The organism is Microbulbifer sp. CNSA002, assembly GCF_047324085.1.
GTDB lineage: Bacteria > Pseudomonadota > Gammaproteobacteria > Pseudomonadales > Cellvibrionaceae > Microbulbifer.
The window spans coordinates 3,014,112-3,027,247 of record NZ_CP172449.1 but is presented as its reverse complement, the minus strand read 5'-3'; the positions used below and the strand labels follow the sequence as shown (position 1 = coordinate 3,027,247).

The 13,136-nt window shown below is 44.5% G+C and carries 9 protein-coding genes; all 9 read left to right on the top strand.

Going from position 1 to position 13,136, the window contains the following annotated elements:
- The first annotated feature begins 23 nt into the window (after positions 1 to 23).
- The 9 genes from ACG1BZ_RS13410 (at position 24) to asnB (ending at position 13,003) form a co-directional block, all read left to right on the top strand.
- Entirely contained in the window at positions 24 to 2,198 is a 2,175-nt protein-coding gene (locus ACG1BZ_RS13410; RefSeq protein ID WP_282932508.1) for a malate synthase G, read from the top strand.
- Between the two features lie 405 nt (positions 2,199 to 2,603).
- Entirely contained in the window at positions 2,604 to 3,452 is an 849-nt protein-coding gene (locus ACG1BZ_RS13405; RefSeq protein WP_413662256.1) for a hypothetical protein, read from the top strand.
- 86 nt (positions 3,453 to 3,538) lie between these two features.
- Positions 3,539 to 4,387: a NosD domain-containing protein gene (locus ACG1BZ_RS13400; protein WP_413662255.1), complete on the top strand. Its 849-nt coding sequence runs from the start codon at positions 3,539 to 3,541 to the stop codon at positions 4,385 to 4,387.
- 325 nt (positions 4,388 to 4,712) lie between these two features.
- A complete protein-coding gene (locus tag ACG1BZ_RS13395; RefSeq protein WP_413662254.1) occupies positions 4,713 to 6,893 on the top strand; it encodes an FUSC family protein in 2,181 nt (726 codons plus the stop codon).
- A gap of 17 nt (positions 6,894 to 6,910) precedes the next feature.
- On the top strand, positions 6,911 to 7,123 hold the full coding sequence (locus tag ACG1BZ_RS13390; protein ID WP_353057030.1) for a DUF1656 domain-containing protein: 213 nt from the start codon (positions 6,911 to 6,913) through the stop codon (positions 7,121 to 7,123).
- Positions 7,124 to 7,164: 41 nt separating this feature from the next.
- On the top strand, positions 7,165 to 8,247 hold the full coding sequence (locus tag ACG1BZ_RS13385; protein ID WP_413662253.1) for an HlyD family secretion protein: 1,083 nt from the start codon (positions 7,165 to 7,167) through the stop codon (positions 8,245 to 8,247).
- A gap of 40 nt (positions 8,248 to 8,287) precedes the next feature.
- Positions 8,288 to 9,748 carry an efflux transporter outer membrane subunit gene (locus ACG1BZ_RS13380; RefSeq protein ID WP_413662252.1) on the top strand — a complete coding sequence of 487 codons (1,461 nt, stop codon included), beginning with the start codon at positions 8,288 to 8,290 and terminating at the stop codon, positions 9,746 to 9,748.
- Between the two features lie 133 nt (positions 9,749 to 9,881).
- Positions 9,882 to 10,922, top strand: a complete 1,041-nt coding sequence (locus ACG1BZ_RS13375; protein ID WP_413662251.1) for an aspartate/ornithine carbamoyltransferase family protein — start codon at positions 9,882 to 9,884, stop codon at positions 10,920 to 10,922.
- Between the two features lie 41 nt (positions 10,923 to 10,963).
- Positions 10,964 to 13,003 carry an asparagine synthase (glutamine-hydrolyzing) gene (gene asnB, locus ACG1BZ_RS13370; RefSeq protein WP_413662250.1) on the top strand — a complete coding sequence of 680 codons (2,040 nt, stop codon included), beginning with the start codon at positions 10,964 to 10,966 and terminating at the stop codon, positions 13,001 to 13,003.
- The last annotated feature ends 133 nt before the right edge of the window (positions 13,004 to 13,136 follow it).

Sequence of the window (13,136 nt, the reverse complement as noted above, 5' to 3'; positions counted from 1 at the left end):
CAATCTGATGAGAGGCCCTGGGTATGACGGAACGAGTCCAAATCGGCGATCTGCAAATCGCACCAGAACTATACAACCTGGTTTGCGAGGAGGTGATTCCAGGAACTGGAGTTAGCGCCGAAGCTTTCTGGGCCAAATTGGAATCTATTGTCCACGATCTGGCCCCGGTAAATCGCGCCTTGCTGGAAAAACGCGATGAACTGCAGGAGACCCTGGATCGCTGGCACACGGACAACCCCGAGGGTTTCCGCGATCTGGAAGGCTACCAGACCTTCCTGCGAGAGATCGGCTACCTCGCCGACGAGCCTGCTGAATTCAGTGCAACTACCGAAAATGTCGATGAAGAGATCGCCATCCTGGCGGGACCTCAGCTAGTTGTGCCGGTAATGAACGCACGCTACGCCCTCAATGCTGCAAACGCGCGCTGGGGCAGCCTTTACGACGCACTCTACGGTACAGATGTGATCAGTGAAGAGGGTGGCGCGGAAAAAGGCACGGAATACAACCCGGTTCGCGGCGCTAAAGTGATCGAATATGCACGCAACTTCCTCGATCAGTCGGCTCCGCTTACCTGCGGTAGTCACGCTGAGGCGGTGCAATACCGCATCAATGGCTCGCTGCTGGAAGTGGTACAGGCCAATGGCGACATCGCCACCTTAAAAGATGCCAAGCAGTTTGTTGGTTATTTGGGTGACAGTGAAGAGCCCTCCAGCATCCTGCTGAAGCAGCACGGTTTGCACTTTGAGATCCAGGTGGATCGCGAGAGCCCCATCGGCAAAACCGATGATGCCGGTGTGAAAGATGTGCTAATGGAATCCGCGCTGACCACCATTATGGATTGCGAGGATTCGGTAGCCGCTGTCGATGCTGAAGATAAGGTAGTGGTTTACCGCAACTGGCTCGGTCTGATGAAGGGCGACCTGAAGGAAACCATTAGCAAAGGCGGTAAGTCCTTTGAGCGCAAGCTCAATGCAGATCGTGAGTACACCTCCCCGAACGGCAACCAGGTTACCTTACCGGGGCGCAGTCTGATGTTTGTGCGCAACGTCGGCCACCTGATGACCAACGATGCAGTACTGTTCGGCGATGGCCAGGAAATCCCCGAAGGGATTCTCGACGGCATGATCACCAGTTTGATCGCTTTGCATGACCTTCGTGGTGAGAGCCCGATCAAGAATTCCCGTGAAGGCAGTATCTATATCGTAAAACCAAAGATGCACGGCCCGGAGGAAGTGGCTTTCGCCAATACTCTGTTTAACCGAATTGAAGATGCGCTCGATCTGCCCCGTTACACAGTAAAAATGGGCATTATGGACGAAGAGCGTCGCACCACTGTGAACCTCAAAGCCTGTATTGCCGAAGCGAAAGAGCGTGTAGTCTTTATTAATACTGGCTTTCTGGACCGCACCGGTGACGAGATCCATACTTCCATGCTTGCGGGCCCCATGATTCGCAAGGGTGATATGAAGCAATCCACATGGATTAACGCCTACGAAGAATGGAATGTGGATGTTGGCCTGAACAGCGGCCTGAAGGGTAGGGCGCAAATAGGTAAAGGCATGTGGCCAATTCCAGACCAGATGTCAGCCATGATGCACGCTAAGTTGGCCCACCCAATGGCAGGTGCCAATACGGCGTGGGTACCGTCGCCCACGGCTGCTACATTGCATGCCTTGCACTACCACAAAGTGGATGTGAATCGCCGCCAGGAAGAGATTCAACATCGCCATCACGCCAAGCTGGAAGATATTTTAACGGTTCCGGTAGCGGCTGAAACCAACTGGAGTGCTAAAGATATCCAGCTTGAGTTGGACAACAATGCCCAAGGTATTCTCGGCTATGTAGTGCGCTGGGTAGAGCAGGGCGTGGGTTGCTCCAAGGTGCCGGATATCAATGATGTCGGCCTGATGGAAGACCGTGCAACCCTGAGAATTTCCTCTCAGCATATCGCCAACTGGCTCAAGCACGGTATCGTTAGCGAAAAGCAAGTGCGTGAAACCATGGAGCGTATGGCTGCTGTGGTAGACCGCCAGAATGCCGGCGACTCCAATTATAACGATATGGCACCGAACTTTGATAAGAGCGTTGCCTTCCAGGCTGCTTGTGAGCTGGTATTCGAAGGTTGTGCCCAGCCGAATGGTTATACCGAGCCGGTTCTGCACCGCCGTAGACGCGAGTTTAAAGCTCTAAATGCATAATTGCTGAGCTAGCTGAGATTGAAAAGGCCCCAATGGGGCCTTTTTTATTTTAGGGGTCATTGGATTATTAATTAATTGGCACGAGCTTGATTGTTCTGCGTTAATCCACTTTGCTGCGGGTAATCCTGTAGCTTCTCTATTGGCTCTTAAGTTAAATTATGGAACTCTAACTTGCAGAGTTTTTCATCTTTGTTATTCGTTATTGGATTGGGTGACCAAGGCAAAATAAGCAGTGCACCTTAGAGGGGTTGATGAAGCAGGAAGAATTCTTCTTATGTGTGTTTGGGAATTGGTCTGTGCAAGCATGTTATTTTCTATGGATTGAGATGATGTTCCTATGGCAGGGTAATACGGACAGGCGATACTGAGGTGATATTTTTTTACATTCTTACCAGGGCTCAATCCATGTTTAATTACCCAAAGGATATCTACGCGACTGGATTAGTGATGCTGTTTTCATGTGTTTATTCTACCGGTAGTTTTGCTGTCCAGTGCGGAGATATTATTGCCAATTCTCAAGTCCTCACTGACGCATTATCTTGCAATGATGATCCAGCGCTAACTATTGAGGGGCCGGAGGGTTTCCTTGTAATAGAAGGTGAGGGTTCTATTGAGTGCACAACTAATGGTATAGGAATCCATATGCTGGGGAGATCTGGGGTTGTCATGGGCGGGGTTGTCACTAATTGTGATTTAGGGTTGTTGTTGGATGGAGATGGTTCCCATAAAGTGATTGGTGTAACAGTTGAAGAATCCTCTAGTGCAGCAATTTTTGCACAAAGTGACGGTAATCTAATTCGTCAAAGCACGGTATCGAACACTACTAACGTAATAGCATCTGGTTTGGAGCTAGATGGTGAGAGAAATGTTGCCGTTGGTAATAATGTGTCTGGATTTTTAGAATATGGAATAGCTGGCTTTGGTTTCTATTCATATATTGGAAATAATTATGTAGAGAATAGTGAGTTGGGGATTATATTGGGTGCATTAGTAGTTGATGGAGAGAGTATAGGTGCTTCGTATTGCGTAATTGAAAGTAATACAGTGGTAGGCAGTCTACGTACGGGGATTGGAATAGGCGCACCCTATACATATCCTAACATGGATAATTTAGTGACAGGGAATACTGTAACTGGAAGTGGTAATGATGATATTTTGGATGATAATGAAGAGTCAGATTGTAGTGATGGTTTAAATGTGTGGTCTAACAATGCTGCTGATACATCATTTCCATCCTGCCTTAAAAATCTTTAGAAGTTAAGAAAATATTCCTATAGTGGGTTGATCGTAAAGAGGCGACACTTTGGTGAAGCTATACTCTACTTGCTGAGGTTCCATAAATGTCCTTCTCTCCAAAAACACTCCTTGCTCCTGGGGTGGTGATGTCAACTCTATACTTTTCTTCAGTCTGCATTGCAGATGTTGAATGTGGCGATACTATTACTGACGCGCAGACTCTTACTTTTGAGCTTTCTTGCAGCGAAGATCCAGCAATAACGGTTGAAGGCCCTGACGGTAGTCTTGTAATGTCTGGTGAAGGCGCAATTGAATGCACTACCGATGGGGTTGGGGTACTTATGTTGGGAACTTCAGGAGTTGTGACGGGTGGAGTTGTTAGTAATTGTGAAACTGGATTGGAGTTGGCGGGGAGTGGCCTACATAAAGTATTCAGTGTAACCGTCGAGGAATCCAGTGGCGCAGGCGTTTTTGCAGAAAGTGATAGTAACCTTATCCGACAGAATACCTTGTCAAACACCACTAATGTTCAGGCATCGGGTATTGTGCTGGAAGGGGTTGCTAATGTTGCAATTGGAAATAGTGTCTCTGGTTTTTTTGAAAATGGAATAGGTGGCTTTGGTTTCTTTTCTTATATTGGGAATAATTATTTAGAAGGTAATGCTGTTGCTATAAGCCTGGGAGCAAGAATAATTGATGGTGTGACTGTAGGTGCTTCTTTTTGTGTTATTGCCAGTAATAATGTCCAGAATAATGAAATTTGGGGCATAGCGATAGGAGGTCCATATGTCATTCAGAATATGGACAATGTAGTTAGTGGAAATACAGTAGCAGGCAGTGGTTTTGATGACCTTTTAGATGACAATGAGGCTTCAGATTGTAGTTCTGGGACCAATATTTGGTCTGGCAATACAGCAAATACTTCGTTCCCTTCATGCCTTAAAGATTTATAAGTAGTGTATTTGGGGTGTGGCTCAGTTAGTCATAATCTTGATCTTAAGGCTTGCAGAAAGGAAAAGTCTATAAGGATGTACCTGCATATTTGGGTGGTTTAGGCGTTTATTTTTATTGTTTGTCAGCTTTTATATTTCATATTATTTGGATTGATTCTAAGAGTTGGGGCCGCTTTAGATAAGCTCGCCGATAGTGAATTTCTTTAGCTCTTGGTATGCCATACTTCTTTTTGGTTATCCAGTATATATTCGGGGTGAATATATATTGCTGCGCCGTAGATCAAAATGACGAATTAATAGTATGTAGAAGTGGTCGGAGAAAGCTTTGCAGTTGTCTCGTAATGTTAAAGAGTCGATTAAGCTAGCAACAGCTTTAGTGATCGTTTATGCCATTGCCTTGGGTCTGAATTGGGAAAAGCCTTTTTGGGGTGGATTTGCTGTTATTGTCTGCAGTCAGGCGAATCTGGGGCAGTCTCTTAATCGAGCCATTTTGTGGATTTTAGGGACACTATTTGCCTTGCTGGCTGGCTGGATAATCGTCGCGTTATTTCCACAGGATCGCTGGTTGTTTATGATCGCCCTATCAATCTGGGTATCTATCTGCGTTTATTTTTTACAGAGATCAAACTATCAGTATTTTTGGCTTACAAGTGGGTATGTCATCTTTTTGTTGTGGGATGTGACTGGTGGCGACTTCTCTATCTCCTACAAGGCTGGGGTTTTACGTATTCAGGAGTCCCTGCTCGGAATAATTGTCTACGGATTGGTAGCCGTTTTGATCTGGCCTAACTGTAGTCGTGGTGAGTTAAGAAGAGCATCTCTGGATTTATTGAGAGAACATCGTCGATTTGTGGATAATTGTTTTTCTCGGGTTAGAAGTGGCGAGAAAATAAAGATTAGGCGTAAAAAGCGTGTTGCTCTTTTAGAGCTTGATACGCGCTTACAAACAGCCATTGGCGATGCGAGCTCAGATAGTTATGAGGTGTGGGAATGTCGAAAGCAGTGGGGTCACTTTGGTCAATCTGCGACAGCCGTCACGCAATCCCTCTTGAAGTTGGAAGAAAGCTTAGCACTCTCAGGTGATCTGGGTATATCAAAATTCCTTATTGGTGTAGAGGAATATATGCCTGACATTGAGGGGCGCCTCGCGCAAGTGGAGGCAGCGCTTTCAGGGGAAAGACCAGCAGATAGTGCCAATGGAAGAGTGGTTCGAGGAAATATTGAAGAGGTAAAGAGGCTGTCAACCTTTGAAACCGCTGCTTTAGCCGTTACTAGAAAATCCTTAAATGACTTGGAGGTAGAAACCCGATCTCTGATTGATTCAGTAAATGATATACAAACCCGGGGTGACTCCTATTCGAGACAGGTAAGTAGTGACGGTATAGGGTGGCTTGGAGCTTTGATGCCCGACCCAGACAGGTTGACTAATATTGTCCGTGTTCAGATGGGAATGTGGATCGCTTATCTGGCATATCTTTTTATCCCTGACATGATTGGTGGATTGCTGGTTATATTACTGATAACAGTAATAGGTATTCTCGCCTCAATGACCCCCAAAATTCAATTGTTTGAAACCTGTGTTTTCACGATTTTAGTGTGCATATTATCGGCACCTATATATTTCTTTTTAATGCCGAAATTGCATGGATTTTATTCGTTGGCTGTCGTGATCTTTGTATGGACGTTTGTAGTAAGCTTTTCCTCAAATAAGGTCTTTGGACCCCAGTCGATGATACGAACCCTGGTTCTTATCTTTCCCCAGATTATTTTTAATTTTAATAATTCTCAAGAGTATAGTTTTGTGGTTTATACAAATTATCTATTTGTGTTGGCAATAATTTTTTGTATTTTGGCCGTTTCAAGAAATATCCCCTTCACTGCCCACCCAGAAATAAACCTGAAGAGAAGTATTGATAGAATTCTCAATAGTGCCGCATGGCTGGTGGTGGAGGGTGATATTCCGAAAAAGAAGAGGAGATCATTGTTTTTCCGGTTATATATATTGTACCACCTGAATATTATTATGATCTCAAGGAAGAGAGTGTTCTATTGGGTGGAGGGTATTTCTGATAAAAAAATGCGGGGTATGACCAGAAGCCAGATGCAAAGCCTTATAGGTTTGGCTATGTTGATATCCAACCAGGTTAAGCTGTTATATAAGATAGATAAAAAGAAAATCAATTTTGTGGCTCCTAAAAGATTACTTCGCGAGGCATTCATATGGAGGCGGCTTGCAAGCAAAATACTTATCTATTTTTCTGGTGGAAACCAAAAGGTTGATATTGAATCCCTGCGAAGAGGTTATAGGAGGATATTTGAAAGGGCAAATATTGATGTCGGTGAGTTGATGGAGCTGAGGGAGTGTAGTGAAAAATCCAGAGAGGGTGTAACAAACTTTCTTTATTTCTTGGGTGTTACCCACTGCATCAATAACTATCTGGTAGAGTTTCGTCGCGTTTCAGAATCTGTGGATTGGAAGGCTTTCTGTGAGGAAAGGTGTCTTTAATGTCTGTAGGGTTTTAAATGGAAAGAGTACCGCACGATATATCAATAGGCAGTTTCTATCTATCACCAATATTGGTGATAGCTTTGTTTGGTGTTGTTGCGGCCTTGTTAACCGCTAGGCTTTTGGATCGGTATCGTTTATCCCGATATTTTGCCAATCCACCGGTTGTTATTATCTCCCTCAGTGTAATTTATTCAATTTTTATAGGAAGGATATTCTTGGGAATATAGTAGTGGCTAGGTATAGAAAATATATTTTTACTGGAACAATAGTGCTTGTAGCACTGCTGTTACTTATTGTCCAGTTTTGGAGGTATCTCAATAATCCCTGGACCAGGGATGGAAAGGTGCAGGCGGATATTATTCAAGTGACTCCCAGGGTAACTGGACAGGTAGTTGAGTTGCCTATTAAGAATAATCAGTTTATTAAAGCAGGGGAACTACTGTTTCAGATTGATCCGAGAATATATGAAGCAGCCTTGGAAGAGGCCAAGGCAGAGTACGAGGAAGCTCTCGATACATACCGAGCGCAAAACAAGAATGTTCTCGCTTATGAGGCCAGGATTAGGGAATCAATAGCAAATATTGATCTGGCAAAAAGTAATATTGGCGCGCTTGATGCGGAAATTGCAAGAACCAAAGCTGAATATGATCGGCAGAGAGAACTGCTACCCCAGAGAGCGACATCAGTAAGGGCATTGCAAGCAGCTCAGGCTGAGTATGAATCTACAATTGAGTATCGAGCGGGTGCAGAAGCCAGCTTGGTGGAATCTATGGCTACGTTGGAGCAGTCGCAAGCGGAGCTGGAGCAGGTTAGAGCACAGCTGGGTGCGCTTGGAGCCGATAACCCGGGCGTTCGTGCGGCTTATGCGCTGCTAGAGCAGGCGCGGCTAAATCTGGAGTATACAACGGTTGTTGCTCCGGTTTCTGGTTATGTAACGAATATTGATTTTCGTTACGGTGATCAGGCCGTCGCCAATCAACCCGCACTCTCGGTAGTTGATATAAGCACTTTTCGCATTGATGGTTTCTTTCGTGAAACTTTTGTTCGTCGAATTGCTCCGGGGGACAAAGCTTTCATGAAGCTGATGGCTTACCCTCATCTAGAGCTGGAAGGGTATGTTGAAAGTATTGGCTGGGGGATTGCTCGCAAAGATGGAACTGCGGGTAATGACTTATTGCCAATGGTAGATCCCACATTTGATTGGATTCGCCTTGCACAGCGTATTCCCGTTAGGATTCATCTGACAGAAGTTCCCGAATCTGTAAAGCTTCGTGTTGGATTTACCAGCTCAGTGCTAGTAATGAGTAATTCTGCGGGCACCGAGCAAGATGAACCGGTGCAATCCCAATAGTTTTAGGAAAGGGTTAATACGGTGCCTACAAGGGTGCCTGTTGACGTTGCTGCTCAGCTTCAGTAGTAGCTGTATGCTGGGGCCTGATTATCGCCCTCCGCCGGTGGAGATCGAAAGCGAGTGGATCTATCAGACCAGCTCAAAACTGGATACGATGGAAGCGGTCAACCCTTTGTGGTGGCAATGGGCGTTTTCAGATGTGACGCTGGATGAATTAGTTTCACTGGCTATTGAGAATAATCTGGAGCTGCGCTCAGCAGCCCTTAGAGCTCTTCAGGCCCAGCAACAGCTTGCAATTGCAATCGGCAACCAATACCCGCAAACGCAACAGCTTGAAGGGCTTATTGATCGTTCAAAGTATGTTCGATCGGGTATCACCGGTAATCTGCAGACTGAATACTACCCGAACTTTAACTTAACTTGGGAGTTAGATACCTGGGGGCAGTTAAGAAGGCTGGTTAATTCGGCCGCAGCAGATTTTGAAGCCAGCATAGCTGACTATGATGGTGTGCTGGTTTCTATTATTGCCCAGGTGGCGCAAACCTATATCAATATTCGCACAACGAAACGCAGGCTAGAAGTTGCCAGGGAAAACATTCGCGTACAACGTGAGGGTTTAAGGATCGCGAGAGTCAAATTTCGTGCAGGAGAGGTCAGTGCACTGGATGCGGAGCAAGCGCAGGCTTTGCTCAGTAACACAGAAGCCAGCGTGCCGGGACTGGAGATAAGCTTACAGCAGTTTGAAAATGCCCTGGCAGTCCTTCTGGGAATACCTCCTAATAGTTTGAGGTACATAGTCTCTTTTCCCTCATCCATACCTATGATTCCCAAAGTCGTTACTGTTGGTATGCCCCAGGATCTATTAAGGCAGCGACCCGATATTCGTGCAGCAGAGCGACGGCTGGCAGCTCAAGGTGAGTTAATAGGCGTTGCGAGGGCGGAACTCTATCCAAATTTTAGTATCGGTGGGGAGATAGGGGCTATCGATATCAATGGCGGCCAACTTAATGGCAGCAGTAGTGCCTGGGATCTTTTTATTGAATTTGATTGGAATCTCTTTAACTACGGAAGACTTCGGAGCAATGTCAGGCTACAGGATGCGATTTTCCAGCAGTTGGTGTCTGACTATCAGCAAGTAGTTCTGTTAGCGCAAGCTGATGTGGAGAACGCTATTGTCGCTTATATAAAATCTCAAAGGCAATTAGTTCACTATGAGGTGGCTGCCCAGGCCTCCCAGCGATCTGTCGATATTTCCCTGTCTCAATATACTAATGGTCAAGTGGAATTTGATACTGTGATAACTACGCTGATATCAGATGTTCAGCAGCAGGATATTTTGGCGATAGCGCGAGGCGCCGTGGCAGCGAACCTGGTGCAGGTGTATCTATCGCTCGGAGGTGGATGGCAGATACAGCAGGGAATTCCACCATTTCAACTTCTTCCAGAAGATATTCAGCAGGAAATGCTAGAAAGAACACCGTATTGGAACAAGGTTCAATAAAATTGGTTGAAGCTTCTTAGTTTGATGGTGGCACTAGATATATGAATTTAAGTAACCGTATTGTAAGTGCTTTATCTGCACACAGATTATTCAAGCGATAATTGTCCCGTCAAATTCTATTTAGGTTTTGGTTATGATGACTAGCGCTCCGTTCGACAAAGATACAAATTTGATGGCAAAAGCTCTGGTAGAGGCTATCCCGGAGCAGGGTAGATACTTAGAGTCCCTGACTGGTAAAAGTCTTATATCGAGCAGTCAGCTTAATAGAGATGGGATATTGCAGTTACTCAGACTTGCTGCTCGCTGTGAGCTGGATAACAGAAAATTCTCATGTCATTTAAACAATAAAATCTTAATCAGCGCATTCTTTGAGTCGAGCACCAGGACGAGGCTATCTTTTGAAAGCGCCTGGCTGCGACTTGGAGGGAGTACTGTTTCAATTACAGATAAAGGGACAACACGTATTGGTGTCGGAGAGAGCTTAAGAGATGTTGCAGAGATGGTAAGTAATTATGGTGATTGTGTAGTTTTGAGGGATTCTTCTGAAGATTCAGTGAAAATTATGTCTAATAATTTAAGTATACCAATCATCAATGCTGGTAACGGGATAGATGAGCACCCCACGCAATCCCTTATCGATCTATATGCACTTCTTAAGTGGAACCCTTCCATTCTGTCAGGAAAAAGTCGAAAACTCTCCATTGGCTTAATTGGAGCGCCAGTTCGAATGCGAGCGGCGAGAAGCCTCTTGATACTCATGAGCTGTTTTCCTGAGTTTTTCTCAGAGGTTTTTGTGCTTTGTGATGAGGAGGAACAAGAACCGTTTCGGCAAGCGCAATTATCAATGCTTCAGGAAAAAGGTTTAAAAATTAGTTTAACGGATAAGATTGGAGATATTCTTCCCCGACTCGATGTGGTCTATATGAATGCTATATCCCTAAAAACAGCGGGGCATAGAGATTTTGGGTCTGGATATTTTATAGATAATAATTCTCCTTTGAAAAAACAAGCTATTGTGCTGCATCCTTTACCCCGAATGGGGGAGCTTGATAGTAATCTGGATGATACGCCCCATAATTGGTATTTTATACAGGCAAAAGGTGGTGTGTACGTCAGAATGGCCTTGGCAATGGCTATTTGTGGCTGCCCTAGTGAGATCGTAGATATTACCTAGCCTCTCCAGTTTCGAAATGACCCCAATAAAAGGTATCGTCTATGTGCGGAATAGCTGGGATTCTTCATAGTGCGCGTACAATGCCTGTCGATGGTCAACTCCTTCTAAATATGGCTGCTATCCAGTTCCACCGTGGCCCGGATGGTGTAGGTTTTACAAACCCTCCAGGTCTAGGATTTGGGATGAGTCATGTGCGCTTATCGATCAATGACCTGAGTGATGAGCGCGCTTCTCAGCCCTATGTGTCAGAAGATGGTCGTTACTATTTGGTTCATAATGGTGAAATCTATGATTATCAGCGAATAAGAGCCAGACTGAGGGCCTCTGGAGTTTATTTTTTAAGTAAAAGTGATTCCGAAATTATCTTGCATCTTATTGCGGAGTTAGGTCTTGTTCGGGCTATTAAGCATCTTCGAGGAGAATTTGCATTTGCCGTTTACGATCAAATGGAGGACTGCCTCTATTTGGTTAGAGATCGGTTTGGAGTGAAGCCACTTTATTGGGCAAGAATCAAAAAAGGTTTAGCATTTGGTTCTGAAATTAAAAGTTTGTTTGCCCACCCTGATGTCCAAAGAAGACTAACAGCGCATGGAGTGTATCACCAGCTTATTCAGGTATCGATTCCTGGAACAACCGCTTTTGAAGGGGTTTTCCAGGTTGAACCTGGGTGCATTACAAAAGTTAAGCGAGACAACACTGAACTGGTTGTTACTCAACATAAATATTGGGATATCGATTTTTTGATTTCAGATGAGTATGCTCGTGACAAGTCTGATGAGTATTATATTGAGGGTTTGCGGGAACAAATTATAGACTCCGTGTCTTTGAGGCTTCAAGCTGATGTCCCAGTAACCTATTATCTTTCAGGTGGTGTTGATTCGGGTAGCTTGCTTGGAGTAGGGCAGTCGCTTTCGCAGCAGGATCTCACCGCCTTCACGATAGCGTTTGAAAATCCGGATTACGATGAGTCTCATATCGCAAAGGAAGCCGCGAGTGAGATTGGTGTCAGCCAATTCATAGTAAAGGTAACTGATGAAGAAATATATGAAAATTATTCAGAAACCATCTGGCATACCGAAAGGACATTTTACAATACATTATCAGTAGCTAAATTTTTGCTCAGTAAAGCTGTTAAGTCTAATGGCTACAAGGTTGCAATTACTGGGGAGGGGGCAGATGAGCTATTTTCTGGGTATCCTGCATTTAAAAAAGATTTTTACTTGTATGGTACATCTGAAGCTGAGTTGAATAAACGAAGAACCTGGCAGCAACATCTAGAAAGGAGCAATAGCTTATTTAAGGGAGCTATGCTGCCAATTGATAGTTATCGATCAGAGGGGATGGAACGGACTTTAGGATTCACCCCTACATGCTTGCAATCTTGGTTAAGCTGTCATCATCAAGCAGAAAAATTGCTTAACAAAGAGTGGCGTAAAGAAATATCTGGTTATGATGCCGGGAAGGCAATTGTTGATACGCTAGATTTATCACAACTCGAAGATAGACATCCGCTGGATGTTGCTCAGTATGTTTGGATTAAAACTATGTTTGAGACCCAGATATTGGGCTGGGTAAGTGATCGAGTAGATATGGCGCACTCCATTGAAACTCGTCCGGCCTTTCTCGATCATCACCTGGCTGCGTTTGCTATACAAATCCCACCATCGGTCAGGATTAGCGGAACTACAGAAAAGTATGTTCTTCGCGAAGCGATGAAGGGAGTTCTTCCGGATGTTCTATATAAAAAGCAAAAATTTGCATTCATGGCTCCTCCGGTAGAGACCGTTACCGGAGCTTGGACTTGGGTGCAGCGAGTTATTGAGAAATTTCTCAGCCCAAAGGAGGTTAATTTAGCTGGATTGCTGCGATATTCGGAAATAGATACTTTAATTCAAGAGTATAAGATACCGACCCTACATCGATCAAAAAAGGTTCAATTGGATGCGATGCTCAATCATATCTTGGGAGTGCAAATATTATATAAGCGTTTTATTGAGGCTGATCTGCCATTGTTGGCGCAAGAAAAATCTTTTCATCTTGGTTGGAGTTTAGATCGTATGGTTAAGTATCGTAAAAGTTAGAGGGTACTAGGGTGTGAGGCAGATCTCATTGTTGACGTAGTATTCTATTTTTGGTCCGGTTTAACGCTGATCCCTACCTGTTGATCGAATAGATAATGATAATAATTGGATATAAATTACAATTTAATTGAGG